At 71.8% G+C, this 25,022-nt stretch carries 24 protein-coding genes and 1 pseudogene; 8 read left to right on the forward strand and 17 right to left on the reverse strand.

Features of this window, described 5'->3' with window-relative positions; translation table 11 throughout:
- Window positions 1-314: pseudogene (locus DY240_RS07995) on the forward strand (alpha/beta hydrolase); the annotation flags it as partial.
- Window positions 315-946: 632 nt separating this feature from the next.
- On the opposite strand, the gene DY240_RS08000 reads toward DY240_RS07995, so the two are convergent.
- Entirely contained in the window at window positions 947-1,399 is a 453-nt protein-coding gene (locus DY240_RS08000) for a YbhB/YbcL family Raf kinase inhibitor-like protein (protein ID WP_119659415.1), read from the reverse strand.
- 147 nt (window positions 1,400-1,546) lie between these two features.
- On the opposite strand from DY240_RS08000, the gene DY240_RS08005 reads away from it, so the two are divergent.
- On the forward strand, window positions 1,547-1,894 hold the full coding sequence (locus DY240_RS08005; protein ID WP_119659416.1) for a hypothetical protein: 348 nt from the start codon (window positions 1,547-1,549) through the stop codon (window positions 1,892-1,894).
- Here DY240_RS08005 and DY240_RS08010 read toward each other — a convergent pair.
- The 4 genes from DY240_RS08010 to DY240_RS08025 all read right to left on the reverse strand — a co-directional run bounded on the left by DY240_RS08010 (window position 1,878) and on the right by DY240_RS08025 (window position 4,240).
- Window positions 1,878-2,291 carry a hypothetical protein gene (locus DY240_RS08010; protein WP_119659417.1) on the reverse strand — a complete coding sequence of 138 codons (414 nt, stop codon included), beginning with the start codon at window positions 2,289-2,291 and terminating at the stop codon, window positions 1,878-1,880. The genes DY240_RS08005 and DY240_RS08010 overlap by 17 nt on opposite strands.
- The gene (locus tag DY240_RS08015) at window positions 2,288-2,722 is read right to left on the reverse strand and encodes a DUF4383 domain-containing protein (protein WP_119659418.1); all 435 of its coding nucleotides are present in this window, start codon (window positions 2,720-2,722) and stop codon (window positions 2,288-2,290) included. The genes DY240_RS08010 and DY240_RS08015 overlap by 4 nt, the downstream gene beginning before the upstream one ends.
- 208 nt (window positions 2,723-2,930) lie before the next feature.
- Complete coding sequence (locus tag DY240_RS08020; RefSeq protein WP_119659419.1) at window positions 2,931-3,329, reverse strand: (R)-mandelonitrile lyase; 399 nt, start codon at window positions 3,327-3,329, stop codon at window positions 2,931-2,933.
- The gene (locus DY240_RS08025) at window positions 3,326-4,240 is read right to left on the reverse strand and encodes a helix-turn-helix transcriptional regulator (protein ID WP_119659420.1); all 915 of its coding nucleotides are present in this window, start codon (window positions 4,238-4,240) and stop codon (window positions 3,326-3,328) included. Before DY240_RS08025 ends, DY240_RS08020 begins: the two co-directional genes overlap by 4 nt.
- Before the next feature lie 125 nt (window positions 4,241-4,365).
- Between DY240_RS08025 and DY240_RS08030 the strand changes: the two genes are divergently transcribed.
- Window positions 4,366-5,388, forward strand: a complete 1,023-nt coding sequence (locus tag DY240_RS08030; RefSeq protein ID WP_119659421.1) for a zinc-dependent alcohol dehydrogenase family protein — start codon at window positions 4,366-4,368, stop codon at window positions 5,386-5,388.
- Here the strand turns inward: DY240_RS08030 and DY240_RS08035 are convergent.
- Window positions 5,366-6,262: a helix-turn-helix domain-containing protein gene (locus DY240_RS08035; RefSeq protein ID WP_119659422.1), complete on the reverse strand. Its 897-nt coding sequence runs from the start codon at window positions 6,260-6,262 to the stop codon at window positions 5,366-5,368. The genes DY240_RS08030 and DY240_RS08035 overlap by 23 nt on opposite strands.
- 169 nt (window positions 6,263-6,431) lie before the next feature.
- Between DY240_RS08035 and DY240_RS08040 the strand changes: the two genes are divergently transcribed.
- Complete coding sequence (locus tag DY240_RS08040; RefSeq protein WP_119659423.1) at window positions 6,432-7,289, forward strand: SDR family NAD(P)-dependent oxidoreductase; 858 nt, start codon at window positions 6,432-6,434, stop codon at window positions 7,287-7,289.
- Window positions 7,290-7,326: 37 nt separating this feature from the next.
- Here the strand turns inward: DY240_RS08040 and DY240_RS08045 are convergent, their stop codons facing one another.
- Window positions 7,327-8,088, reverse strand: coding sequence for a class I SAM-dependent methyltransferase (locus DY240_RS08045; protein WP_119659424.1), 762 nt, complete (start codon window positions 8,086-8,088; stop codon window positions 7,327-7,329).
- Between the two features lie 134 nt (window positions 8,089-8,222).
- Here DY240_RS08045 and DY240_RS08050 point away from each other — a divergent pair, with 134 nt between their 5' ends.
- Window positions 8,223-9,086, forward strand: coding sequence for a M48 family metalloprotease (locus DY240_RS08050; protein WP_119659425.1), 864 nt, complete (start codon window positions 8,223-8,225; stop codon window positions 9,084-9,086).
- Between the two features lie 19 nt (window positions 9,087-9,105).
- On the opposite strand, the gene DY240_RS08055 is transcribed toward DY240_RS08050, so the two are convergent.
- Both DY240_RS08055 and DY240_RS08060 read right to left on the reverse strand, forming a co-directional pair.
- A complete protein-coding gene (locus DY240_RS08055; protein WP_199701059.1) occupies window positions 9,106-9,423 on the reverse strand; it encodes a YdeI/OmpD-associated family protein in 318 nt (105 codons plus the stop codon).
- 21 nt (window positions 9,424-9,444) lie between these two features.
- The gene (locus tag DY240_RS08060) at window positions 9,445-9,888 is read right to left on the reverse strand and encodes a nuclear transport factor 2 family protein (RefSeq protein WP_199701060.1); all 444 of its coding nucleotides are present in this window, start codon (window positions 9,886-9,888) and stop codon (window positions 9,445-9,447) included.
- A gap of 600 nt (window positions 9,889-10,488) precedes the next feature.
- On the opposite strand from DY240_RS08060, the gene DY240_RS08065 reads away from it, so the two are divergent.
- Window positions 10,489-11,253: an SGNH/GDSL hydrolase family protein gene (locus tag DY240_RS08065; RefSeq protein WP_119659426.1), complete on the forward strand. Its 765-nt coding sequence runs from the start codon at window positions 10,489-10,491 to the stop codon at window positions 11,251-11,253.
- A gap of 85 nt (window positions 11,254-11,338) precedes the next feature.
- Here the strand turns inward: DY240_RS08065 and DY240_RS08070 are convergent, their stop codons facing one another.
- The 8 genes from DY240_RS08070 to DY240_RS08105 all read right to left on the reverse strand — a co-directional run bounded on the left by DY240_RS08070 (window position 11,339) and on the right by DY240_RS08105 (window position 23,115).
- Window positions 11,339-15,928 carry a ThuA domain-containing protein gene (locus tag DY240_RS08070; protein WP_119659427.1) on the reverse strand — a complete coding sequence of 1,530 codons (4,590 nt, stop codon included), beginning with the start codon at window positions 15,926-15,928 and terminating at the stop codon, window positions 11,339-11,341.
- A gap of 57 nt (window positions 15,929-15,985) precedes the next feature.
- Entirely contained in the window at window positions 15,986-16,861 is an 876-nt protein-coding gene (locus DY240_RS08075; protein ID WP_119659428.1) for a sugar phosphate isomerase/epimerase family protein, read from the reverse strand.
- Window positions 16,858-17,628 carry an ABC transporter ATP-binding protein gene (locus DY240_RS08080; protein WP_119659429.1) on the reverse strand — a complete coding sequence of 257 codons (771 nt, stop codon included), beginning with the start codon at window positions 17,626-17,628 and terminating at the stop codon, window positions 16,858-16,860. Before DY240_RS08080 ends, DY240_RS08075 begins: the two co-directional genes overlap by 4 nt.
- Entirely contained in the window at window positions 17,625-18,374 is a 750-nt protein-coding gene (locus DY240_RS08085; protein ID WP_119659430.1) for an ABC transporter ATP-binding protein, read from the reverse strand. Before DY240_RS08085 ends, DY240_RS08080 begins: the two co-directional genes overlap by 4 nt.
- A gap of 10 nt (window positions 18,375-18,384) precedes the next feature.
- Complete coding sequence (locus DY240_RS08090; RefSeq protein WP_119659431.1) at window positions 18,385-19,866, reverse strand: ABC transporter substrate-binding protein; 1,482 nt, start codon at window positions 19,864-19,866, stop codon at window positions 18,385-18,387.
- Entirely contained in the window at window positions 19,863-20,873 is a 1,011-nt protein-coding gene (locus DY240_RS08095) for a branched-chain amino acid ABC transporter permease (RefSeq protein WP_119659432.1), read from the reverse strand. Before DY240_RS08095 ends, DY240_RS08090 begins: the two co-directional genes overlap by 4 nt.
- Window positions 20,870-21,943, reverse strand: coding sequence for a branched-chain amino acid ABC transporter permease (locus DY240_RS08100; protein WP_119659433.1), 1,074 nt, complete (start codon window positions 21,941-21,943; stop codon window positions 20,870-20,872). Before DY240_RS08100 ends, DY240_RS08095 begins: the two co-directional genes overlap by 4 nt.
- 68 nt (window positions 21,944-22,011) lie before the next feature.
- Complete coding sequence (locus tag DY240_RS08105) at window positions 22,012-23,115, reverse strand: Gfo/Idh/MocA family protein (protein ID WP_119659434.1); 1,104 nt, start codon at window positions 23,113-23,115, stop codon at window positions 22,012-22,014.
- An 86-nt stretch (window positions 23,116-23,201) separates the two neighbouring features.
- Between DY240_RS08105 and DY240_RS08110 the strand changes: the two genes are divergently transcribed.
- Both DY240_RS08110 and DY240_RS08115 read left to right on the forward strand, forming a co-directional pair.
- Window positions 23,202-24,380 carry an AraC family transcriptional regulator gene (locus DY240_RS08110; protein ID WP_119659435.1) on the forward strand — a complete coding sequence of 393 codons (1,179 nt, stop codon included), beginning with the start codon at window positions 23,202-23,204 and terminating at the stop codon, window positions 24,378-24,380.
- 116 nt (window positions 24,381-24,496) lie between these two features.
- On the forward strand, window positions 24,497-25,022 hold a 526-nt coding region (locus DY240_RS08115; RefSeq protein ID WP_147375233.1), incomplete at its 3' end, for a hypothetical protein.

The raw sequence follows: 25,022 nt of genomic DNA on the forward strand, positions 1-25,022 counted from the left end.
CCGCCGCGCTGGTCGCCGCGGCGGCGTCCGGCGGGCGGGTCCGCGCCGTCGTCTCCCGCGGCGGACGGCCCGATCTGGCCGGCGACGCGCTGGCCCGCGTCGACGCCCCCACGCTGCTGATCGTCGGCGGCCGCGACGAGGCCGTCCTCGGCCTCAACCAGGACGCCCTCCACGCCATGCGCTGCGACCGCGAGCTCGCGATCGTGCCCGGCGCGACCCACCTGTTCGAGGAGCCCGGCGCCCTCGACGAGGTCGCCCGGCTGGCCGGCGACTGGTTCGCCGCCCACCTCGCGCCGCCGGCCGGCGACGGGTGAGGCGGCGGGCGGGCGCATGGAGAGACGGTCGCTTCAGGCCGCCCACCAGGCGTCGGCGATCGCGCCCCGGGTCGACGAGGTCCGGGCTACTCCGTGACGATCGAGGTTCGTCAGACACGCTGCGCTGGCCCGGGTTCACGCATGTCGGAGTCGTGGCGTGCACCGGGGGCTCCTCGTCCCCCTGCTGCCCATTCTCTTCGCCGCGCAGCCGCGCCTCAAGCGGACCAATGGGGCGCTTCGCGCCGACGCGGATCCGCTTGACCCGCGGCTCCGCGGCCAAGAACGGGCAGCTATCAGGGGGACGGGGAGGATGTGGGCACGCCTCACGCTTGGCGTGCCCGTTTCGCGTGCTTTGTCGGGCTGGGGACAGCGATGATCATCGGCGATCGCCTACATCACGAGGATTACCTGAGCTTCACCATGACTGTAGGGGTGTTGACGCTGGGGTAATCCTCGTGATGTCTCCCGAATCACGGCGAAATCTCACCAGGTGGACGCTCCACGACACCAACGCCACACAGTAACGGGCCCGACGCCCCCGGGCAGCCGTCGCCGCACTCCCCCCGTCCCCCTGATAGCTGCCCGTTCTCAGCCGCGGGCAGCAGGGGGACGGCCAACCGCAGGCGAACCCTTCAGCGCTGGAAGAGCCCGACCAGCGTGCCGCGCTCGATCATCGCCGCGTCCGCCGCCCGGTACACGTCCTCGACGGTGGGATCGTCCGGCAGCTCGACGGGTGCGGAGAGCGCGTACAGCCGGAAGAAGTACCGGTGCGCGGGGTCGCCCGGCGGCGGCGCCGGCCCGCCCCACCCGATCTCGCCGAACCCGTTGCGCCAGGCCCGGCCGCCGGGCGGCGTCTGGTGCTCGGGGACGCCACCGCTGTGCGCGTCGATCCCGGTGACGAGCCAGTGGAGGAACGGGCCGCGGGGCGCGTCCGGATCCTCGCACAGCAGTAGCAGCTCGACCGCGTCCGTCGGGACGCCGATCCACTCCAACGACGGCGACACGTTCTCCTCGTCGTGGCCATGGCGGCCCGGAATGGCCGTGTGGTCGCTGAAGTCCGGGCTGCGCAGCTCGATGCCGGCCACACTCCCACCTCCGCTCACGATCGCGTCTGCGCGGGCGCGTACCCGCAACCGCGGCCGGCAAACCGGGCGGCGTCAGCCGCGGCGTTTCCGGGCGGGCGCGAGCGGATCGGCGCCGGGCCGGTCGTCGGGCATCTGACGTCGGCGACCGTGCTGCGAGCCGGCACCACCGCGGCCGTCGGCGCCTTCGGCATCCCGCGCGCCGACGTCGAGGTGGCGATCCAGTTCCAGGCCCCCGTCGACCCCGGCGGCGGGGCCGACGCTGTCAGGGCGGCCGCCGGCCGGTTCGGCGTGGCGCTGGAACTGTGCGACCTGGGCGGTGGCGACGACGCACCCACCATCGTCGCGTCGAACGTGTTCCACCGCGCCGTCGCCTTCGTCGAGGCCGGGGACGTCGTCATCACCGGCTCGATCGTGCAGGTCCCGATCCGCGCCGGTCAGGCCGTCGTCGCGGAGCTCGACGACCACGGCGCCGTCGGGCTCACGCTTGCGCCCTGAACCAGCGCCACCCGTCGTCCTCCCGCGGCGGCCGGTCGCGCGCCGCCACCCAGGCGGCGATCCACCCCGCCTCCGCGGCGCCGTCGAGCAGATACGTCCAGCGCAGGCGGCCGGCGGGCACGTAGATCAGGTCGATGGCCAGGAGCGTGGCCGCCACGCCGAGGCCCAGCCGGCGCGCGAGCCGCACGCCGTCGGGCCCGGGCGGCGCGGTCAGCTGCACCACGCCGGCCGTACTCAACAGGCCCGCGACGGTGTACTCGAGCCATCGGTCCTCCTTCGGCCCGAACACCGCCTCGAACGACCGCACGCTCACGATCGGCCACAGGCCGCCGGCCAGGTTGAAGGCGCCCTGGGCCCGTGCCAGCGACCGCGGGTCGTCGCGCCAGGCGCCTTTCACGCGGCGCCGGTGCCGACTCTGCGCGGCGACCGGCCGAGGAGGAGTCCGAGCAGCACCATCCCGGCGGCCAGAGCGAAGTGGAGCCAGTCGTCCGCGGTGTTGACCGGGACGAAGTTCGCCGAGCTCTCGTGGTCGACGAACAACCCGTACAGCCACAGCACCGCGTAGACGAGGCCGCCCCAGACGAGGAAGTTGCGGGCGCCGGCGACCGTGCGTGCCAGCGCCAGCCCGGCCACGCCGAACAGCAGGTGCACGATGTTGTGCAGGATCGAGACCTGGAAGACGCCCAGGAGCATCGCCTCGGACTCGTGCCCGGCGAACTCGATCGTGTCGAAGTCCGTGGTGATACCGGGCACGAAGCCGGCCACCCCGACCAGCAGGAAGACCACCCCGACGACGGTGGCCGCGGTCTGCACCGGCGTCGCCGTCATGCCCCTCCTGGTGTCGCCCTGTGCCATCTCGCCCACCCCTTACCGAGAACGTCGTGGACCGCGCCGGCCGAGCCGGGTTGGCCGGGCCGCGGCGGCTCGTCGTCACATGTCCCACTGGCCGCCGCGACCCGTGCAGGTGAGATACCCCCCGAGGGCTGTCGCACGCACCCGCCCGCCCGACGGCGTGCGGTGACCCAGGACTCGCGGGTCAGGGCCGGTGGTAGTCGTCGTCGGCGACGTGCTCCAGCCAGGTGGCGCCGTCGCCGTCCGCCGTGCCTTCCACGAGCGCCAGGTGCTCCATGAAGTCGCCGGGGGTCGCGCCGTGCCAGTGCTCCTCGCCGGGCGGCGTGTAGACCGTCTGGCCGGGGTGCACCCGAAGGATGGTCCCGTCGCGGGTGCCCATCAGCGCGATGCCGGCGGTGACGTGGAGGGTCTGCCCGTGTGCGTGCGAGTGCCAGGCCGTGCGGGCTCCGGGCGCGAACCGCACCCGGACGGCGATCATGCGCGACGGCGCGGGCTTGCGGGTGGCGATCGCGTCGATCCAGACGTCGCCGGTGAACCAGTCGACCGGTCCCTTCACCGTGGCGGGCTTGGGCTCGATGATCACGCGTCCGCCTCCGTCCTCGGCGTCGTCGCGGCCTGCGTGTCCGTGCGCGGCGATGCCGCCCAGGAGGCGAGCAGCCGCAGTCGCTCGGCCGACGGCGAGCCGGGCTCGGCGCTGTAGATGGTGAGGGTGAGGCCGGGCTCGGCCGCCATCTCCAGGCCCTCGTAGGCGAGGCTGAGGTCGCCGACGACGTGATGGTGGTAGTGCTTCGTCCCCGACCCGTGCAGGCGCACGTTGTGCGCACCCCAGCGGGTGCGGAACTCGTCGCTGCGGGTGGACAGCTCGCCGACGAGGTCGTGCAGGTCCTTGTCGCGCGGGTCGCGGCCGGCCTCGGTGCGCAGGATCGCCACGACGATGTCGGCGGCCGCCTCCCACTCCGTGTAGAACCGGCGCGCGGCGGCATCGAGGAAGGTGAACCGTGCCAGGTTCACCGGGTGCTGCCCGTTCGCGGCCGCGAACGTGTAGACCTCGTCGTAGAAGGCCCGGGCCAGCGGATTCGCCGCGAGCAGGTCCATCCGGCCGTTGCGCACGAACGCCGGCCCCTCCGTCACCGCGTCCAGCGCCCACTGCAGGCTCGGACGCACCGTCCATTGCTTGCCGACGCGGCGGCGCGGCCGCACCAGCGCGCTCGTGCCGTCGGCGGCCTGGGCGAGGTCGAACAGGTGGGCCCGCTCGGCGTCGTCGAGCCGCAGCGTGCGCGCGATGGCGTCGAGCACACTCGTCGAGACGCCGCCCAGCGCGCCCCGCTCGAGCTTGGAGTAGTACTCCACGCTGACGCCGGCCAGCGCCGCCACCTCGCTGCGACGCAGCCCGGGCACCCGCCGGTTCGTGCCGGCGGGCAGGCCGGCCTGTTCCGGCGTGATCCTCGCCCGCCGCGAGAGCAGGAACTCGCGGACCTCGTGACGGTTGTCCATGCTTCGAGGCTAGGCCGTGTCCGCGCGCCGTGGGGTGCCCTGCCAGTACACGTCACGACAGGAACTCCCACGTCGCTCGCCATCCGGGTTTCCTTGACGCCGTGAACACAGAAGGGAACCAGACCATGCGTGGAGCGGTCATGTACGCCCCCGGCGACGTCCGCGTCGAGAACCGCGACGTGCCGGCGATCGTCGAGCCGGCCGACGCGATCATCCGGGTCGCCGCGGCCTGCATCTGCGGGTCGGACCTGTGGCGGTACCGCGGGATCGAGCAGCTGACCGGCCCGGCGCCCATGGGCCACGAGTACGTCGGCGTCGTGGAGCAGCTGGGCTCCGCGGTGACGACGCTGCGACCCGGCGACTTCGTCGTCGGCTCGTTCTTCGCCTCGGACAACACCTGCGAGATCTGCCGGGCCGGCTACCAGACGCACTGCGTCAACCGCCGGCCCGGCGCGGCGACCGGCGCGCAGTCGCAGCTGCTGCGCGTGCCGCTGGCCGACGGCACCCTCGTCGCCACCCCCGGACAGCCGGACGCGGACCTGGTCCCGTCGCTGCTGGCCGCCTCCGACGTGCTCGGCACCGGCTGGTTCGCCGCCGTCGCCGCCGAGGCCGGGCCGGGCAAGACCGTCGCCGTCGTCGGTGACGGCGCCGTCGGCCTCCTCGGCGTCCTCGCGGCCAGGCAGCTCGGCGCCGAGCGGATCATCGCCATGTCGCGGCACGCCGACCGGCAGAAGCTGGCCCGCGAGTACGGCGCCACCGACATCGTCGAGGAGCGCGGTGACGCCGGCGTGGCCAGGATCAAGGAGCTGACGAACGGGCTCGGCGCGCACAGCGTGATCGAGGCCGTCGGCACCCAGGAGTCGATGATGCAGGCGATCCGCGCCACCCGCGCCGGAGGCCACGTCGGGTACGTCGGCGTCGCCCACGACGTCAGCCTGCCCGGGGAGGAGCTCTTCTTCTCCGGCGTCCACCTGCACGGCGGGCCCGCGCCGGTGCGCCGGTTCCTGCCCGAGCTGATCCAGCTCATCTGGGACCGCGCGATCGACCCCGGCAAGGTCTTCGACCTCACCCTCCCGCTCGACCGGGCGGCCGACGGCTACCGGGCCATGGACGAGCGGACGGCGATCAAGGTGCTCCTGCAGCCGTGATGGCGCCGTCCTCGCCGTGCTTCCGCGGCGCCTGCGGGTGGGCCCAGCTGGCGAGCAGGCCCAGCGCCTCGCGGGAGCTGGAGCCGGGGGCCGTCGTGTAGACGAACAGCGCCTGGTCGCCGTCGGCGGGAAGGGTGAAGGTCTCGTAGTCGACGGTGAGCTCGCCCACGACCGGATGGCGCAGCCGCTTGGCGCCGAAGGTGCGCTGGTGGACCTGGTGCTCGGACCACCAGCGCCGGAACTCGGGGCTGGCCAGCGAGAGCTCGCCGACGAGCTGCTGCGTGCCCGGGTCGTCCGGCATGCGGCCGGCGTCGAGGCGGAGGCTCTCGACGGCGTTGCGCGCCTGCTGCTCCCAGTCGACGAAGAGGGCGCGCGCCTCGTCGGAGAGGAGCATCCAGCGAGCGTAGTTGCGCTCGCGGGCCGGCAGCCGGTCGAAGTCGGTGAACAGCGCCCGCGCCATGCGGTTGGCCGCCAGCACGTCGGTGCGGCGGCCCAGGATGAGCGCGGGCTGGGTGTCGAGCGCCTCCAGCAGCTGATGGAGGCCGGACCGGACCCGTTGCACCGTCGCGCGCGGCCGCGGACGCGGCGAGCCCGCGGCGCCGACGAGATCGCTCAGGTGCTTGCGCCCGGCCTCGTCGAGGTCGAGCGCGCGGGCGATGGCGTCCAGCACCTGGGTCGACGGCACGATGCGGCGGCCCTGCTCCAGGCGCGTGTAGTAGTCGGTGGAGACGCCGGCGAGCAGCGCCACCTCCTCGCGGCGCAGCCCCGGCACGCGGCGGATGCGGCCGTCGGCGGGCAGAGGGGTCTCGGCGGGGTCGCGGGCGGCTCGAGCGCGGCGCAGGAAGTCGGCGAGTTCTCGGTGTGGATCGGCCACCCGTCCATGCTCCCAGACGCGGCCTCGTCCCGCCTGGGTCGCCGAGTCCTAGGTTGCCCCGGACCAGGACGGACGGGGCCGGTTGTGCGCCTCCGGAGCCCTCTCGCGGGAGCGAGCCTGGAGTCGTCCGGCCGCGACGAGACGGCCGACCGGTCCAGAAGGAGCACCCATGGCACTGCCCACCACCGGACCCGCGACGTGGTTCGTCACCGGCGCGTCCCGAGGCCTCGGCCTCGCCCTGGTCACCCAGCTGCTGGAGCGCGGCGACAACGTCGCCGCCACGACGCGCTCGGTCCAGCGCCTCACCGCCGCGCTCGGCGGCGTCGACACGAGCCGGCTGCTGCCCCTGGAGGTCGACCTCGCCGACGAGGAGCAGGTGCGCGCAGCGGTCACGGCGACGAAGGAGCGCTTCGGCGGCCTCGACGTCGTCGTCAACAACGCCGGCTACGGGTTCCTCGCCGCGGTCGAGGAGGTCACCGACGCCGAGGCGCGGGCCATGTTCGACGTGCAGGTGTTCGGCGTCTGGAACGTCCTGCGGGCCGTGCTGCCCGGCTTCCGTGAGAATCGTCGCGGCCACATCGTCAACGTCTCGTCGATCCTCGGGCTCACGTCGTTCCCCGGCTGGGGCCTGTACTGCGCCGGCAAGTACGCGCTGGAAGGCCTCACCGAGTCGCTCGCGGCCGAGGTCGCGGACTTCGGCATCGACGTGACCCTCGTCGAGCCCGGCTACCTGCGCACCGACTTCCTCAGGCCGCAGTCGCTCGGCCTGCCGAGCACCACGGTCGACGCGTACTCGGACGTCCGCGCGATGACCGCGGCGCACCAGGCCATGCCGGGCACCCAGCTCGGCGATCCCGCCAAGGCCGCGGCCGCGATCATCACCGTCGCCACCACCGGCACCGCGCCGCTGCACCAGATCCTCGGCTCGGACTCCCTCGGCCTCGCCGACGCCCGGGTCAAGGCGCTCGAGGCCGACATCGACGCCGCGCGCGCCCTGGCCGTCACGACCGACATCCCCGAGAGCTGAGCGGTCCCGGCCACGCTGCCGCCACCCGCTGCGCGGTTCAGCGGGTGGCGACGACGATCCAGGCGCGGGCGTCGAACTGGACGCCGTCCGGGGTCGCGCGTGCGGCCAGCTCCGCGCGCAGTCGCCCGCGTGCCCGGACGAGGTCGGCGCCGGTGAACCGGGCGAGGGCCTGCTGCGGATCCCGCAGCTGCAGCACCGCCTCGAGTGCCGCGTCGACGTCCGCGCCGTACCAGACCCGCCGGGACACCTCGGAGAACTCGACGTCGCCGAAGCCCGCGGCGCGCAGTAACGCGTGCGTCGACTCGCGACCCGCGAGCGAGAACGCGCTGTCGTCGGCGGGCGGCCGCTCGGCACCGCCCAGGACGGCATCGATCAACGGGCCGGCCCACTCGTTGGCGGCGCGTTCCCGCCAGACCATCATCACCAGCCGCCCGCCCGGCTTGGTCGCCCGCGCGAGGTTGCCGAACGCGGCCGCGGGGTCGGTGAAGAACATGGTCCCGAACCGGCTCATCACCAGGTCGAACGCCGCGGCGGGGAACGGACGCGTCTGCGCGTCGGCGACGTCGAACGCCACGTTGCGCAGACCTTCGGCAGCGGCGAGCTCGCGCGCCTCGTCGATTCGCGCCTTCGACACGTCGACACCCAGGACGTGCCCGTCGGCCGCAGTCCTGGCGGCGTCGCGAGTGGTGCGGCCGCTGCCGCAGCCGACGTCCAGCACGCGATCGGCCCTCCCGATGCCGAGCGCGGCGCGGAACGGCGGGTCGAGATGCCGGAGCTCGGCGTCGTAGTCGAAGGCCACGGCCTCGACGCTAGCGGCGGCGGCACACCCGTGGAAACCTGAGTCGGGAGCACTCAAGTCCGGAACAGACGCCGAGGTCACAGCGTTCACCCCATAGGTGCACCGCACCGAAGGACAGAAGGGAAACGCACACCATGCGCCGTTTTCGCAACGGACTCAAGACCGCCGTGCTGCTCGGTCTACTCACGGCGCTGATCCTCACCGTCGGGTACTGGCTCGGCGGCGCGCCGGGGCTGGTCATCGCCACGGTGCTGTCGCTGGCGATGAACGCGGGCAGCTACTTCTGGTCGGACAAGCTCGCGCTGCGGGCGATGGGCGCACGTCCGGTGAGCCCGGCGCAGGCGCCTGAGCTGTACGCCATCGTGCACGAGCTCGCCAGTGCCGGCGGCCGGCCGATGCCTCGCCTGTACGTCAGCCCGGTCGCGCAGCCGAACGCGTTCGCCACCGGCCGCGACCCCGAGCACGCCGCGGTCGCCGTCACCGAGGGCATCCTGCGGCTGCTGAGCCCGCGCGAGCTACGCGCGGTGCTGGCCCACGAGCTGTCGCACGTGTACAACCGCGACATCCTCATCTCCAGCGTGGCCGCCGCGCTGGCCGGCATCGTCACCGCCGTCGCCAACCTGGCCCTCTTCCTCCCGTTCGGCTCCGATGACGACGACGCGCCCAACCCGCTCGCGGCGCTGCTCATGGTGTTCCTCGCGCCGCTGGCGGCCGGGCTGATCCAGCTGGCCGTCAGCCGCAGCCGCGAGTACGAGGCCGACGCCGACGGCGCGCAGCTGTCCGGCGACCCGCTGGCCCTGGCCAGCGCGCTGGCCAAGATCGAACGCGGCGCCCGCGCACTGCCGCTGCCCGCGGACCCGGCCATCGCGTCGAAGGCGCACCTCATGATCGCCAACCCGCTGGCCGGCGGCGGCATGGCGAACCTGCTGCGCACCCACCCGCCGACGGTGGACCGCATTCGCCGCCTCCAGGCGATGGCCGGCGCCGCCGTGCGGTGACGCGCATCGCCCGGTGACCTCAGCGGGCTCGCCCCTCGGCCAGCATCGCGACCGAGGCGGCGACCCGCTTGGCCCGCGTCTCGGGCTTCTTCGCGCCGGTCACCTGCAGCACGTGCCACTGCTGCCTGCTGTGAGACAGCGTCTGCCAGAACTCCTTGGCCGCCGGCGCGGCATCGAGCGCGGCGCCCAGGTCGTCCGGCATCTCCACCTCGCGCGGCGCGGTGTCGAGCTCGACCTCGACGTCATAGGTGTCGCCGACGGTGACGACGGCGTCGGGCACGACGAAGCCGGCCTTGCTGCCGCCACTGGACTCGAGCACGCTGCTGAATCGCACCACGCGGTCTCCTCTCGGTTCCGATCACTCGAAGCTGAAGTCGGACGGCATGTCGTGGAAGTACCCGGTCTCGGCCCGCCGGGCGATCCGCCAGCCGTCCGCGGTCCTGACGAGCTGGTCCTCGTACCAGAGTCCCTGGAAGAACATCCGCGCCTCGCCGTTCCCGCGGTCGAGGACCACCGGGCAATGGCAGACGGTCTTCGCCCTGGCCGTGTCGCCGTCGATGTCGACGCGTGAGGTCGAGATGGCGTGCTGGATCACCACCACGCGCTCCAGCGCGCGGGACAGGAACGTCACCATGTCGTCCACGCTGTTGCCCGGCCCCGCGGTGACGTCGTCGATGACGGCGTCGGCGGTGTACACGGCCCGGTAGGCGGCCCAGTCGCGCTCGTCGATGGCGTGGCAGTAGCGGACGAGGAGTTGCTCGATCTCCAGCCGGTCGGCGATCTCTTGCAACGACATCGTCATGCCGAGGGCCTCCGTCTCCGACCGGGGTCACGTCACGCACAGTGTGCCAGCGGCGGCCGGAGAACATGAAGGTTGCGACCCCGGTCTCCGCAGCGAACCGGGGCCGCAACCTCACCTCTGTCATCGCCGCCGCGGCCCAGAGGGGTACGGGTGGTTCGAATCTTTCTTTCGACGCCTTCGTGGCGGGGTTCGCGCGGGGCTCGCCGCGTTGGTTATGGGCGGCGTTACTGCCCTGAAGCGTCCACCTGGTGAGATTCCGCCGTGATTCGCGGGCCATCACGAGGATTACCCGAGCATCACCAGGGCTGTAAGGGTGTTGATGCTCAGACAAACCTCGTGATGTCAGCGATCCTGGATGATCATCGCTGTCCACAGTCCGGCAAAGCGGGGCGAAACGGGCACGCCAACCTCGAGGTGTGCCCACATCCTCGCCGTCCCTCTGATCGCTGCCCGTTCTTGGCCGCGGGCGGGTGGTCATGCGGTCATCGTCGCGCGAAGCGCCAACAGTCCGCTTGACGCGCACGTTCGCGGCAAGAGGATGGGGCAGCAGGGGGACGGCGGCCCGAACCCCTTCGGCACCGCGTGGCCGATACTGACGCCATGCGGCTGGTATCGATCGGCGACAGCTTCACCGAGGGCGTGGGCGACGAACTCCCGGACGGCTTCCCCCGCGGCTGGGCGGACCTGCTCGCCAGCGGCCTCGCCCGCGACCGCGGTGCGCCGGTGGAGTACGCCAACCTCGCCGTCCGGGGACGGCTCGCCGGCCAGATCGTGGCAGAACAGCTCGAGCCGGCGCTGGCGCTCGAGCCGACCGCGCTCACCTTCAACGGCGGCGGGAACGATCTGCTGCGCCCGCGAGCCGACATCGGCCGCCTCCGCGCGCTCACCGAGCACGTCATCCTGCGCTGCCTGGAGTCCGGCGTCCAGCCGATCGTCCTCAGCGGCGGCGACCCCACCCGCGGCCTGCCCTTGGGCAGACGCATGCGCCAGCTCGGCGACCGGCTGACGTCGGAGGTGGTGGCGCTCACGGCGAAGTACGAGGTGCCGTTCACGAACAACTGGGCCGACGCCGAGCTCGCCCGTGCCGACTACTGGGCGGAGGATCGTCTGCATCTGAACTCCGCCGGTCACCAGCGGGTCGCGGCCCGCGTGCTCCAGACGCTGGGCGCCTCGTACCCGGACGAGTGGATGGCCCCGGCCGCCGGACGCCGGACGGCGCCGACCGTGGCGGAGAACCTGCGCTACTACCGCCGCTACGTCCTCCCGTGGGTGCGTCGCCGGCTCACCGGCCGCTCGTCCGGCGACGACCGGACCGGCAAGTACCCGGACTGGATCGTCGTCGAGCCCGGCCTGCCGGCCGCATGACCCGGGGCCCGGCACAGAACGTGCCGGGCCCCGGTTCTTGCCGACCGCGGCGGGGAGGAGAGTGCCCGCCGCGGTCAGGTCCCCGTCAGCCGAGGACGAAGCCGCCGCCGGTCCTCCCGACGTCGCTCTCGGCCGCGGCCCGCTGGATGCTGCTCGCCTCGCGCGCGGTGATGACGCCGTCGGCCTGCAGCTGGCGGGTGACCTCGGTGACGTGCCGGAGGAACGCCCCTCGGCTGCTCCACGACTGGTCGTCGAGGATGAGGTCGTTGACCGTCGTGCCACTGGAGACCGTCCGGTTCGCCACACCGGAGTCGACACCACCGACGATCACCGTGGTGTCGGCGACGACGACGGTCAGCGGCTGCCAGTCGCCGGCGTTGCCAGCCGCGTCCACCGACCGGTACTCGACCTCGTACACCGCCGCCGGATCGAGGGTGACCGGCCCCGAGTACACGGTGTGGTCGCCCTGGCCGGCCAGGCGGTAGTGCGTCTCGACGGCACCCGACGCCGCGTCCGTGGCGGCGAGCGTCAGCGTCGCCGGCCCCAGGTAGACGTCGCCGTCGAGCTGGCCCTCGACCGTCGCCGTGGTCTCCGGCGCGGTCAGGTCGACCGCCACCTCGACGGTGCCGGGCTCGGAGGTCCCGGCGGCGTTGGTCGCCCGGTACGCCACCGTGTGGGTGCCGTCCTGGTCCAGGGTGAGCGGCCCCGTGTAGGCGGTCCACTCCCCCTCGCCGAGGCGGTACTCGATGTCGGCCTCGGGGTCGTCGGCGGACAGGGTCACCGTCACCGGCGAGACGTACCAGCCGTCCTGGCCGTCCGGCTCGGCCGGAGCCACGGTGGCCGACACCGCCGGCACCTCGACGCCGGCGGAGAGCTCCATCCAGTTCACCCGCACCGGCCCGTCCGGGAAGACCAGATGCAGCGGGAACGTCCCCACGGTCGCGGCCAGGTCGACGGTGACGCTCTGCCACGTCGCGGCGCCGTCGGCCACCACGATGGTCGCGTCGTTGCCCTGACCGGACGAGTCCGCGACGGCGCTGCCGCCGGCCTCGTCGAAGTCGTAGGCGACGACGTTCCCGCCGGCGTCACCGGCGGGTCCGGCCATGAGCGCCTGGAGCTGCGCCTGAGTGAGAGCGCTGTCGAAGATGTGGAACTCGTCGAGCGTCGCGTTCAGGTACGGGTCCGCGGAGTACTGCGACCGGATCAGCCAGTTCTGGGTCGTCTCGCCGAGCTCGGCCGGGTTGAACGTCATAGCCGTGTTCGTCGCGACCGGAGCGCCGTCGAGCCAGAGCGTCCCGGTGGTTCCGGACAGCGTCACCGCCACGTGGTGCCACCCGGCGGGCAGCTCCTGGTTGTAGGTGATCTGCTGCTCGGAGGCCCCCGAGGGCTTGATGGCGTAGCGGAGCCCGGGGGCGCCGCCGGCGTTCGGCGTCAGGAACATGTTGACGCCGGTGCCGGACCCGAAGTCGAAGATCCGGGACCACTCCTGGCCGGTGGCGGCGCGGTTGACCCAGGTGGCGATGGTGAAGTCGCCGGTCAGGTCGCTGACCACGCCGGTCGGGAGCTCGGCGTACCGGGTGGCGCCGCCGGAGTTGAACTGGACGGCACTGCCGAACCCGTCCGGCCCCGGGACGCGGCCGATCTCCACGTCGCCGTCGATCTGGGCGGTGCCGAGCAGCTCGCCGTCCGGAGCGTCGCGCCGTACCTCGACCGTGGCGTCGTCGGCCGCGGCCACCCGCAGCGTCATCTCGCCGATGCCGGCGAGGTTGTACGGCTCGTACGACGCCCAGGCCCCGTCCTGGCCGGCGATGGCCTCGCCGCCGCCGGTCTCCGCGTCGCCCGCGTCGTCGACCTCGATGCCCGCCGAATCGGCGAAGTGCTCGGTCTCCTTGCGCGCCTGCTGCAGCAGGTGCGTGACGCCGCCGGTCAGCGCCGGCGAGCCCGGCTCACCGCCGTCGTCGGTGTAGCTGGCGGTGACGGTCAGCGAGATGTCCGCGGCGTCGCCGTGCTCGGCGTCGTGCTGGGTGACGATGACGCCTTCGCACCCGGTCTGCGGCTGACCCGGATGGACGTGGGCGTTGCCGCCCTCGTCGTGATACAGCCCCTGCTGGACGGTCACGCGATCGCAGTCGATCGCCGCGCCGGAACCGTCCTCGGCGTCGTCGACGGTGACCCGGTAGGGAATCTCGTCGCCCCAGTCGAAGACCTGCCCGTGGGCCGGGAACTCGATGGTCACCTCGGGCCGGGTGTTCCCGGCGGTGATGGTGAGGTTCGAGGTGCCGGACCGCCCCGACGGATCGGTGACCGTCAGCCGCACGGTGTACTCGCCGGGCTCGGTGTAGGTGTGCGTGGGGTTCGGCTCGTCCGACGTCGTACCGTCGCCGAAGTCCCACGCGAAGGTGAGCTCGTCGCCGTCCGGGTCGTTGCTGCCCTCGCTGGAGAACGTGACCTCGAGCGGCGTGGCCCCGGAGTCGCGGTCGGCGCCGGCCTCGGCGATCGGGGTGCGGGCCCCCTTCGTGTAGTTGATCTTGTACAGGCCGGAGTCGGGGTTGACGTTCCCTCCGGCGTAGTTGAAGTCCATGCCCCATTCGATGAGGTACATCGCGCCGTCCGGCCCGAACTCCATGTCGTGCGGGCTGCGGAAGAGCGTGCTCGGCATGAACTGCTCGAAGCTCTCGTAGTCGCCGTTCTCGTCCAGCCGCAGTGCGCCGATCCACTTCCGCGACCACTCCATGACGAACACGGCGCCGTCGTAGTACTCCGGGAACTGGCCGTCGCCGAGCAGGCCCTCCTCGTAGTGGTAGACGTCGCCGGCGTACGCCGTGCGGCCACCGCCCGTCGGGAGCTCCGGGAACTGCGGCGACACGCCGTACGGGTACCAGATGAACGCGTCCTTGGCCGGCGGCACCACGTCCAGGCCGGTGTTGAAGGGCGAGTCGTTGGCCGGGCCGTTCTCGCAGTCGAAGAACTCGCCGGGGGTGCTGGTGGCGAAGTCCCACTCGCGGTAGGCCTGGTTGTCGGCGATGCAGTACGGCCAGCCGTAGTTGCCGGCCTCGCGGATCTGGTTCCACTCGTCGTACCCGCGCGGGCCGCGGTTGGGGTTGTCGCTGCCGGCATCCGGCCCGACCTCGCCGGCGTAGACCCAGCCGGTCTCGTCGTCGATGGCGATCCGGAACGGGTTGCGGTGGCCCATGGTGTAGATCTCCGGCCGGGTGAGGTCCGGGTCGGAGGTCTCGGGCGGGAAGAGGTTCCCCTCGGGGATGGAGTACGTGCCGTCGTCCTCGGGGGTGATACGGAGGATCTTCCCGCGCAGGTCGTTGGTGTTGCCCGAGGTCCGGCGCGCGTCGTAGGAGCGCTTGGCGTCCTCGCTCACCTGGCCGTCGTAGATGCGCCCGTCGATGGGGGCGTAACCCTGCGACGCGAAGTGGGCGGTGTCGTCCCCGGTGGAGATGTAGAGGTTGCCGTCGGGTCCGAACCTCATCGAGCCGGCGGAGTGGCAGCAGACCTCTCGCTGGTGCGGGATCTCCAGCAGCACCGACTCCGACGCCAGGTCCAGCTCGTCGCCGTCGACGGTGAACCGGGAGACGTGCTGCACCTCCGGTGACGGGGCGCTGTAGAAGAGATACAGCCACTGGTTGGTCTCGAAGTCCGGGTCGAGCGCGATGCCCAGCAGACCGTTCTCGTTGCCGCGGTGCACGGGAATCTGCGCGGCGACCTTCACGGCGCCCGTGTCGGGCTCGTAGATCTTCACGGTGCCGCCCAGTTCGACGTAGAACACCCGGCCGTCGGGTGCGACGGCGAGCTCCATCGGGTTGGCGGTGTTGTCGTCGAGGGCGATCTTCTCGAACGAGGCTTCGGTGGGAATGCCCTCACGCGGCTCGCCGCAGTCGCCCTCGGCGACGCCGGCGGCCCACTCGATGCCGCCGAGCAGGTGCTCGCGCATCAGCGGCTCGTCGTAGTGCTCGGAGCTGTGCCCCAGCGCGGTGTACCAGGTGCGCCCGCCGTCGAAGTTGGCGCACCAGGCGATCGGGTGGTCCGCGCCCATGGCGCCGGACCCCGGGTTGTAGGTCGACTCGTCCAGCGTGGCCAGGACGTGGACCTTCTCCCGCGGGTTGGCCGTGAAGTTGTACCACTCGTCCTCGCGGACCCATTCGGCCGGCAGACCGGCCGTCGACGGGTGGGTGGCGTCCTCGATCCGGACCGTCGCGTCCTGGAACTGGTCCGCGCCGGAGGGGTGGTTGCGGAAGAAGGCGCCGCCCATGAGATCGGACCACCAGGGCCAGTTGGTCTTGTCCATGTTCGACGTCGAGTGCAGGCCGGCGAATCCGCCGCCGCGGTGGATGTAGCGCTCGAACGCCTGGCGCTGGCCGGCGTCGAGGGTGTTCTCGCCGTCGGTGAAGAAGACGATGGCCTCGTACCCGGCCAGACCGTCATCGGTGAAGACCGCCGCGTCCTGCGTCTCGGTCACCGTGAACCCGTGGTCGGCGCCCAGCTCCTCGACGGCCGCGAGGGCGGCCGGGATCGAGTCGTGCCGGAAGCCGGTCGTCTTGTGGAAGAACAGGACGTCGTACTCGTCCTCGGCCTCGTGCGCCGAGCCGATGGCGGTGCCTGTGAGCAGTGAGGCCAGGAAGGCCGTCGCCGCCGTGACTGTGCTGTAACGATAAAGTCGTCGCATTGACCTCTCACCGTCGCTTCGTTGCGGATGGGGACCGACCCGACGTGCAGAGTTCGCCTAGGACACACCCCCTCCCCGCACCACTCCGGTGAGGAAGGCGAGACCGTCGACGGCGATGGCGTCCTGCGTCTTCGCCAAGGGCCGCCAGATCGACGCCGCCGTCGCGATGGTCGCGTTGTCACCGGTGAACGACTCGATCACCAGCGGGCCCCGGTATCCGGCCGCGTCGAGCGCCGCGACGATGCCGGGCCAGTTCAGGTGATCCGCTCCCGGCGCGCCACGGTCGTTCGCGCACACCTGGACGTGCGCGATCCGGCCGGCGGCCCTCCGGATGGCCTCGGTGATGCTGCGTTCCTCGATGTTCATGTGGAACACGTCCAGACCCAGGCCGCAGCCCGCGGCCGGGAGGCCGTCGAGGGCCTCCAGCGCCTGGTCGACGGTGTTGATGAGGCTGGTCTCGAAGCGGTTGAGGGGCTCGACGGCGACGGTGACCCCGGCGTCCATCGCATGCCCGACCACCGGTCCGAGGCTGTCGCGCAGCTGCGCGTAGCACCCCCGGCGCTCGGCCTCGCCGATGCGCCACGTCCGGCCGACCGAGGTGTAGATCGGCCCGGCGACCACCGGCGACGAGACCGCCGCGGCGACGTCGACGACGTGCCGCAGGAAGTCGCGTGTGGTGCCGATCGTCTCCCGGTCCGTCGCCACCAGCTCGCGGCCGGGTCCCATGCCGACGACGACGGTGGCCGACAGGCCGAGCGAGTCCAGCAGCGTCGCGGCCCGGCCCGGGTCCCAGTCGCCCACGTTCTCGACCGGGAGCTCGATCACGTCGAAACCCCACTCGCGGATCCGCGGTGCCAGCTCGGCCAGCCGCTGGTCGGTCAGCGGCGAGGTCCAGATCCAGGTGTTGGCACCGAGCTTCCTCGTCGACGTCATGCGCGCTCCCCTTCCGTGTGGTTGCTCGCCGTGGCGATGCCGGCCGGCGCCGTCGAGCCGACGCCGAGATAGCGGTGCTGCAGCTCGGGCCGGTCCAGCAGCTCGTCGCCGGTGAACTCGGCCTCGATGCGGCCGGAGACCATGACGAGCTGCCGATCGGCCATGCGCACGGCCGCCCGCAGGTTCTGCTCGACGACGAGGACGGCGACGCCCTCGGCCACCAGGTGATGGACGGCGTCGACCAGCACGTCGACGATCGTGGGCGCGAGCCCTTCCGAGGGCTCGTCCATCACGACCAGCGGCGCGTTCAGCAGCAGCGCCCGGCCGACGGAGAGCATCTGCTGCTCCCCGCCGGACAGGTCGGCTCCGCCGTGGTGCCGGCGCTCGGCGAGCCGCGGGAACAGCTCGTAGACCGCGGCGGGCGTCCACCTCCTGCCGCGGGTCCGCCGGGCCAGCATGGCGAGATGCTCGTCGACCGTGAGCGACGGGAACAGCCGGCGTCCCTGGGGGACGTAGGCGATGCCGGCGAGGGCGATCGTCTCGGGCGCGAGCCCGTCCAGCCGCCGGCCGGCCAGCCGGACCTCCCCGCCCGACGGCGGCAGGAACCCGACCAGCGTGTCGCAGAGCGTGGTCTTGCCCATCCCGTTGCGCCCGACGACGGCGACCGACTCGACCCCCATGCTGAAGCTGAGCCCGTCGAGAACCACCGACGCTCCGTAGCCGGCTCGCAGGCCGCGGACCTCGAGCAGTGCGTCGTCCGGTGTCATGCCGCCGCCTCCGTGCCGAGATAGATCCGATGGACGTGCGGGTCCGCACGCACCTGCTCGGGCGTGCCGGCCATGACCTGCTCGCCGTCGGCCATCACGACGACCCGCTGCGCGATGCGGAACGCGACGTCCATGTCGTGCTCGATGAGCAGCAGGGTCAGCCGCTCGTCGAACGACTCGAGCAGGTCGACGAGCCGCTCCCGCTCGCCACGGGAGAGGCCCGATGCCGGTTCGTCGAGCAGCATCACGTCCGGCCGGGTCGCGATGGCCATCGCGAGCTCGAGCTGCCGTCGCTGACCGTGTGCGAGCTCCCCCGCCACCGTGTCGAGCTGGGCCGACAGCCAGACCCGGTCGGCGACCTCGCCGGCCTCGTCGCTCATCGCGCGATCGGCCGGAGACCGCCAGAGCGCCCGGTGCCGGCCGCGATGACCGGCGAGCGCCAGGTAGATGTTCTCCCGCACCGTCAGGCCGGAGAAGGCGCGTGCCTTCTGGTACGTCCGCGCCAGCCCGAGACGGGGACGGTGCCGCGACGGCCGGTAGGTGCAGTCCTGCCCTCTGATCACCACCGCACCGGCCGTCGGCGCGATGTCGCCGGCGATGACGTTGAACAGCGTGGTCTTGCCGGCACCGTTCGGTCCGATGACGGCCAGTCGCTCGCCCTGCGCGATGTCGAGATCGACACCGCGCAGGGCGCGCAGGCCTCCGAACGCCACCGTGACCGCGCGGACCTGGACGACGGACGCCATCGTGGTCTCCCTAGCTCTGCGGGACGCCGTCGACGACCGGGATGGCGTTGCCCACCCACGGCAGGTCGCGCTCTTCGCAGGCCGGGAAGTCCCGGCCCGGCGAGGGGGTGTCGGGGCTGAAGGTGCCGCCGAAGGTCTGGTCGACGCCCGGCACGATGGCCACGGTCTCCTGGACGACCTCGCCGGACTCGTCGAGCACCAGGCGCGACAGGCCGACGTCGACGATGCCGCTGCGGTTCTCGTCCAGGCTGATGTCGCCGTACGGGAGGTCCAGCGTCAGCCCGGCGATCGCCTCGTGGAAGGCGTCGAGGTCGGAGATGTCGCCGCCGACCGCTTCCAGCGACTCCACCAGCGCGACCCCGGCGGTGTAGTAGCCGTAGAAGAAGCCGAACGCGGCGGCCACCGACGGCGGCGCGGGCTCGTTGCCGCTCAGCGAGCCGGGGATGGTCTCCCAGGTCTCGTCCGCCGCGGCCAGGTACTCCTCGATCTCGGGGGTCCGGACGTCGCCGGGCAGCGTGGCGAAGCCGCCGACGTAGGCCCCGGCGATGTCGGTGCCGAGCGCCTGCGCCAGGTCGGGGTTGAAGAACAGGTTGCCCGCGTGCTGGTCGCCGGTGAGGTCGCCCTTGCCGTTGACGAACGCCTCCAGCGCCGCCTGCGTCCCCGTCCCGCCGACCGCCCAGAAGTAGCCGTCGACCTCGTCGGGGTTCGGCAGCTGAGCGATGTAGGACGAGTAGTCGGTGGTGCCCAGCGGCGGGAAGACGCGGTGGGTGACCTCGCCTCCGACGGCGCAGAAGTCGGCGATGAACCCGGCCGCCGACGTGTGGCCGAAGCTGTAGTCGTCGGCGATGACCGCGACCGTGTCCCAGCCCTCCTGGTTGTGCAGGAGGTCACCGAGGCCGGCGCTCCAGATGGCGCCGTCACCGTAGAACCGGAAGTAGTTGGGCGCCTGGACCTGCAGCGTCTGCTCCTGCGACCCCGAGATGCCGGCGAAGACGGTGAGCTCGGGGTTCGCCTTGGCGTACTCGGCGATCGCGATGCCCTCGTCGCCGGAGAGCGGTCCGATGATGACGTTGGCGCCCAGCTGCTCGACCAGCCGGCGCACCTCCTGCACGATGCGGTCGGCGGTGTCGTCGCCGCAGCCGATGCCGACCAGCTCGATCGGCGTGCCCGCGACCTCCGCGCCGCTGAACCCCTCCAGAGCGCTGGTCGTGGAGTTCGGGGTCGCGCCGGCGAACCGCGCGAGAGCGAGCGTGGTGCCCGCGACGACGTCCTCGTGGAAGCCGCCGAACGGGCCCTCGCACTGGCCCAGGATGCCCAGGCGGATACCGTCGCCGGTCCCGGACGGCGAGCCGTCGCCCTCTCCGGCGGCGTTCTGCTGGTCGGCCGGCAGCCCCGTCGAGTCGTCGTCTCCTCCGCCGCAGCCGGCGGCCAGCAGGGCCAGCCCGGCCGTCACGGACAGCGCCAGCGATGCCCGTCTCCTCAGTCTGCTCATGCTCGTGTCCCTCCGAGTTCCTTCCGGGTCGTGCGTACGGGTAGGCGGCGCGCGATCCCGGTCAGGCCCTCGGGCGAGAGGACCATGATCGCCAGGACGATGACGCCGATGACGGTGTTGAAGCGCGCCTCGGTGATGCCGATGCGGTCGACGAGCGGGAGGTCGCGCAGGTAGGTGAAGACCAGGACGTAGACGAAGGCGCCGAGCCAGGCGCCCTCCAGTGACGAGATGCCGCCGATGACGGCGATGATCAGCAGGATCAGCGTCGGGCCGATGGAGATCGACGCGGGATCGATCTGCCCGTTCCACCACACGTTCAGCAGCCCGGCGAGCCCGGCCGCGAACCCGGCCAGCGTGAACGCCAGCGCCCGGTGCAGCGGCACGTTGAACCCCAGCGACGCCATCCGGACCGGGTCGTCGCGGACGCCCTGCAGCGCCAGCCCGAACGCCGTCCGCCGGATCGCCCGGAAGCCCACGTAGGCCAGCACCGACAGCAGCAGGCCCGCGTAGTACAGCCGGACCGGCGGTCCCAGGAGGTCCGGCCGCTGGATGCTCGTGATGCCGCCGGGCCCGGAGATCTCGACGATCTGGGCGAACACGAAGTAGCCGATGACCCCGTAGACCAGGGTGAGCATGAGGAAGTAGATGCCCGTGGTCCGGCTCGCGATGGCGCCGAGCACGAACGCGACCAGCGTCGTGACGACGATCGCGAACACGACCGCGGCCCACGGATGCCACCCGAGGTTCAGGCCGCGGGCACCGCCGTCCAGGGCGGCATTGCCGAACATGAAGCCGGCGATCCCGAACATCAGGAGCTGCGCCAGCGAGGTCATGCCGCCGTACCTGGCCAGGAACACGATCGTCGCCGCTGCCAGGCCCAGGATCAGCGTCTGGGTCATGACGAAGTTGACGAAGAACGCCGTGGCGAGGCTCGGCAGCAGCACCAGGAGAAGGACCAGGCCGGCGAGGGCGAGTGTCTCGCCGGTCACGCGTTCGCGCAGGTTCATGCCGGCCTCCCGAACAGCCCGTAGGGACGGACGGCCAGCACGAGCGCCAGGAGACCGAACGTCATGATGATCGCGTAGTAGGAGTACTGGCTGGGCAGATACGCCGGTGAGAAGGCGACGACCGTGCCGTACAGCAGCGAGCCGGCGGCGGCGCCCTTGAGCGAGCCGAGGCCGCCGATGATCACGACGACGAGCGCGTTCAGCAGCCAGCTGCCGTCCGTTCCGGGGGCGGCGCCGGCGAACGACGCGCCGAGCACGCCGCCGACGCCGGCCAGGAAGGAGCCCACGAGGAAGGTGAGCGCGAACACCCGGCGGATGTTGATGCCCAGCCCGCGCACCATCTGCCGGTCGTCGACACCCGCCCTGATGACCATGCCGACGCTCGTCCGGTTCAGCCAGAGCCACAGCAGCACTCCCACCAGCACGGCGATGCCGAGCATGACGAGCCTGGTGACGGCGTAGCGCTCCCCCATGATCGAGAAGAAGTGCGTCACCGCGCCGGGCCAGACCACCCGCTGGGCCAGCCCGCCGAACTCACGCAACATCTGGTCGGCGAGCACGACCGTGATGGCGAGCGTCAGCAGGGTCTGACGCATCTCCTGGCCCTCGTTCCACTGCAGGAACACCTGCTGGATCGCGAGGCCGAGTACGGCCGCCACCCCGGCGCCGGCCAGCAGCGGGACCAGCCAGTCGAGCAGGCCCACGTCCGCCGGGTCGATGTTGCGCGACCGGCCCACCATCGCCTCCTGGACCCGGATGGCGACGTAGGCCGCGAGCAGGAACAACGACCCGTGGGCCATGTTCACGGTGCGCATCAGCCCGAAGATCAGCGTGAAGCCGGACGCTGCGACGAACAGCAGGCCCGCGAAGGTCACCCCGTCCAGGACCGTCACCAGGAACTTGCCGGGGTCGTCCACGGCCGCTCCGGCCGGTGCGCCGTCCGCGAGGAAGAGCACCCAGGCGGCGACGGCCACCACGACGACGGTGGCGACCCAGACCGGTGGCCGGCGCAACCGGGTCACCCGGCTCCTCTGGAAGCCCCGCTCCGCATCGGTCAGGGCAGGCGTCATCGATACCTCCACAGTCGAGCGCCGGATCGGCGCGTGGTCGCCGGAGGACCTGTGCGTGACGGCGGGCGTCAGCTCGTGTAGTCGGGGATCGCCACCCGGGTGCCGCCGTTCATGGCCGACTCGTGGGCGCAGATCCCGACGGACGTCCAGTTCGCGGCCGTGACCTCGTCGATGGCCGGCGCCCGGTCCTCGACGATGCTGCGGACGAACTCGTGTGCCAGGTGCGGGTGGGACCCGCCGTGGCCGCTGCCCTGGATGAACGAGAGGTGCTCGTTCTCGTCGTCGTAGACGCCGCGGGTGGTGAACGGCGCGATCTGCGGCGGCAGCCGGTGCGCGAAGTCGGGGATCTCGACGGGCTTGGGAATCTCGCCGACGTGCAGCACATGACCCGCGCCCTGCGTCTGTTCCCATTCGAATGTCGCGTGTTCTCCGAACACGGTGAAGCTCTCGACGTATTCGCGGGCCGTCTCGAACAACGACCGGGCGATCTCGGCGCCGACCGGGGAATTCCGCACCGTGATGAGAGCACTCTCGACCGCGAACGGCGACCCGTACTTCGCGGTGAGTTCCGGTGAGATCCGTCCCGAGCCGAGACAGACGACGCTCTCGGCCAGAGCGCCGGCCAATGACAGCACTGGACTCACCGCGTGAGTGGCGTAGTGCATGGGCGGAAGGCCTTCCCAGTAGCCGGGCCAGCCGGCCATCTCCTGGTGGTGTGCCCCGCGCAGGAACTGGATCCGGCCCAGCGTGCCGTTCTCGACGAGGTCCTTGACGTGCAGGAACTCGCGGGAGTACACGACGGTCTCCATCATCATGTACTTCTTGCCCGATTCCCGGACGGCCGCGACGATCGACCGGCATTCGTCCAGGGTCGTGGCCATCGGGACGGTGCAGGCGACATGCTTGCCGGCCCGAAGCGCTGAGATCGTGTGGTTCGCGTGGTCGGGAATGGGGGTGTTGATGTGCACCGCGTCGATGTCGGGGTCCTCGAGCATCGCGGCGAAATCCGTGTAGCGTCCGGCAACGCCGAAACGGTCGGCCGTCTCGTTCAGGGCGGCCTCGGTGCGTTGGCACACGGCCACGAGTTCGGCGTCGGGATGGGCTTGGTAAATCGGCACGAACTCCGAGCCGAAGCCCAGTCCGGCGATGGCTACCCGCACTTTCTGCGTCATCGTTGACCTCCTGTGTCGTGAAAGGCTACGGAGGACACATCGGGGCGAACCATGCGCAATCCAGCATCAGACCTTAGATTTTTTCCATGGGTGTCACAGGGACGCGGCACGTCGCGCTGCTGGTCGAAACCTCCAACGCCTACGCCCGCGGCCTGCTGGTCGGCGTGAAGAAGTACGTCGAGGAGCATCCGCACTGGTCGCTGTACCTCGCCGAGCACAGCCGGCACGAGACCGACTTCTCGTGGCTGGAGGGCTGGCACGGTGACGGCGTGCTGGCCAGGATCGAGAACGAGGAGACCGCCCGGTTCATCCGCCGCATCGGCCTGCCGACGGTCGACCTCAGCGCCGCCCGGCTGGTCCCGGAGCTCCCGGGCGTCGAGACCGACGACGGCACCATCGCGCGCTGGGCCGTCGGCCACTTCGCCGAGCGCGGCCTGCGCAACTTCGCCTTCTGCGGGGACGAGCGGTTCGCCTGGTCGGTGAAGCGGAGCGAGTGGTTCGCCGGGCACGTCCGCCAGCAGGGTGCGACTCCACACGAGTTCCGGATGAAGCCGTCCAGCATGCGCGCCGCCGACCGCGAGCTCCTGGCCGCCTGGCTCACCGGCCTGCCGAAGCCGGTCGGCGTCCTGGCCTGCTACGACATCGCCGGCCAGGAGGTCCTCGAGGCGTGCAAGATCGCCGGCCTGGCGGTGCCCGACTCCGTCGCCGTCATCGGCGTCGACAACGACGAGCTGATCGGCAACCTCACCACGCCGCCGTTGTCGAGCATCGAGCCCAACACGACCGCGACCGGGTACCTGGCCGCGCATCTGCTCGACCTGATGATGCAGGGCCACTCCCTCGAGCCGGGGCTGCGGCTCATCGAGCCGACCCGCATCGTCGCCCGGCAGTCGTCGGACATCCTGGCCGTCGAGGACCCGCTGGTCTCGGAGGCCCTGCGGTTCATCCGCGACAACTCCGACCAGAACCTCGCCGTCACCGCCGTGCTCCGGCACGTTGGGCTCTCGCGCCGTGCGCTCGACCTCCGGTTCGCCGAGACCCTCGGCCGGACGGTCCACCACGAGATCATCCGGGTCCGCGTCGCCCACGTCGCCGAGCTGCTCTCCTCGACCGACTGGACGCTGCAGCAGATCGCCGAGCGGCTGAACTTCAGCCACTCGGAGTACATGAGCGTCGTCTTCAAGAAGCACACCGGCCAGTCGCCCGGCCAGTACCGCCGGACCGTGAACGGCTCGGTCGCCCGCCAGGCGTTCTGGCAGGCCTGACCGGGAGTTTCGAGAAACCGGGCGCCCTCGTCGTCGAGTTGCGTCGCTCCCGTGTTCGAAATAGGCTGTCTGCATGCGTTGATGTCGGTGGTTCGCGGTGGCGGGAGGAGGTCGGCGTGCGCGCATCGCTCGGTAGCGGCACTGGTTTCCGGGCCGTGGAGCACGTCCGGCTGGTGCCCGTCGACGATCCGGCGGCGCGGCGGCTCGACGAGGCGCTGGCCGGGTTCCTGGCCGAAGGCAGCGGCAGCGGTCGGGAACGGCCCTTCGATCCCGTGCCGCTGCCGGCCGGGTTCGCGTCGGTGCCGCCCGGGCCGCGGCTGGGTGCGGCGCTGGCCGAGGTGCCGGTTCGCCGGGTCAGCGGTCACGACACCGTCGACGTGATAAGCGCGGCCCACCGGCAGGCCTGTCACGCCCAGGCGGTGTTCCTGCGTGCCCTGCTGGAGACCGGGATGCGCCGGCCCGGCAGCGGCGACACCGTGGCCCGGGTGGGCAGCCCGGGCGAGTTCGCCGCCGAAGAGGCCCGGGCCGCGCTGACGTGGTCGCGCCGCCGCGCGGACAGCACGTTCGAGTTCGCCTGGCAACTCTTCGAACGGCTGCCCATGCTGGGCGAGGCGATGCACGCCGGCCGGCTCGACGAGCCCC

The organism is Jiangella rhizosphaerae, from assembly GCF_003579925.1.
In the GTDB taxonomy this organism is placed as follows: Bacteria; Actinomycetota; Actinomycetes; order Jiangellales; family Jiangellaceae; genus Jiangella; species Jiangella rhizosphaerae.

Excerpts from the sequence above, each read along its gene's own strand:
- DY240_RS08015 (WP_119659418.1), bottom strand. The coding sequence starts at position 2,722 with ATGACGGCGACGCCGGTGCAGACCGCGGCCACCGTCGTCGGGGTGGTC.
- DY240_RS08025 (WP_119659420.1), bottom strand. The coding sequence starts at position 4,240 with ATGGACAACCGTCACGAGGTCCGCGAGTTCCTGCTCTCGCGGCGGGCG.
- DY240_RS08030 (WP_119659421.1), top strand. The coding sequence starts at position 4,366 with ATGCGTGGAGCGGTCATGTACGCCCCCGGCGACGTCCGCGTCGAGAAC.
- DY240_RS08040 (WP_119659423.1), top strand. The coding sequence starts at position 6,432 with ATGGCACTGCCCACCACCGGACCCGCGACGTGGTTCGTCACCGGCGCG.
- DY240_RS08050 (WP_119659425.1), top strand. The coding sequence starts at position 8,223 with ATGCGCCGTTTTCGCAACGGACTCAAGACCGCCGTGCTGCTCGGTCTA.
- DY240_RS08060 (WP_199701060.1), bottom strand. The coding sequence starts at position 9,888 with ATGACGATGTCGTTGCAAGAGATCGCCGACCGGCTGGAGATCGAGCAA.
- DY240_RS08065 (WP_119659426.1), top strand. The coding sequence starts at position 10,489 with ATGCGGCTGGTATCGATCGGCGACAGCTTCACCGAGGGCGTGGGCGAC.
- DY240_RS08070 (WP_119659427.1), bottom strand. The coding sequence starts at position 15,928 with ATGCGACGACTTTATCGTTACAGCACAGTCACGGCGGCGACGGCCTTC.
- DY240_RS08075 (WP_119659428.1), bottom strand. The coding sequence starts at position 16,861 with ATGACGTCGACGAGGAAGCTCGGTGCCAACACCTGGATCTGGACCTCG.
- DY240_RS08080 (WP_119659429.1), bottom strand. The coding sequence starts at position 17,628 with ATGACACCGGACGACGCACTGCTCGAGGTCCGCGGCCTGCGAGCCGGC.
- DY240_RS08085 (WP_119659430.1), bottom strand. The coding sequence starts at position 18,374 with ATGGCGTCCGTCGTCCAGGTCCGCGCGGTCACGGTGGCGTTCGGAGGC.
- DY240_RS08090 (WP_119659431.1), bottom strand. The coding sequence starts at position 19,866 with ATGAGCAGACTGAGGAGACGGGCATCGCTGGCGCTGTCCGTGACGGCC.
- DY240_RS08095 (WP_119659432.1), bottom strand. The coding sequence starts at position 20,873 with ATGAACCTGCGCGAACGCGTGACCGGCGAGACACTCGCCCTCGCCGGC.
- DY240_RS08100 (WP_119659433.1), bottom strand. The coding sequence starts at position 21,943 with ATGACGCCTGCCCTGACCGATGCGGAGCGGGGCTTCCAGAGGAGCCGG.
- DY240_RS08105 (WP_119659434.1), bottom strand. The coding sequence starts at position 23,115 with ATGACGCAGAAAGTGCGGGTAGCCATCGCCGGACTGGGCTTCGGCTCG.
- DY240_RS08110 (WP_119659435.1), top strand. The coding sequence starts at position 23,202 with ATGGGTGTCACAGGGACGCGGCACGTCGCGCTGCTGGTCGAAACCTCC.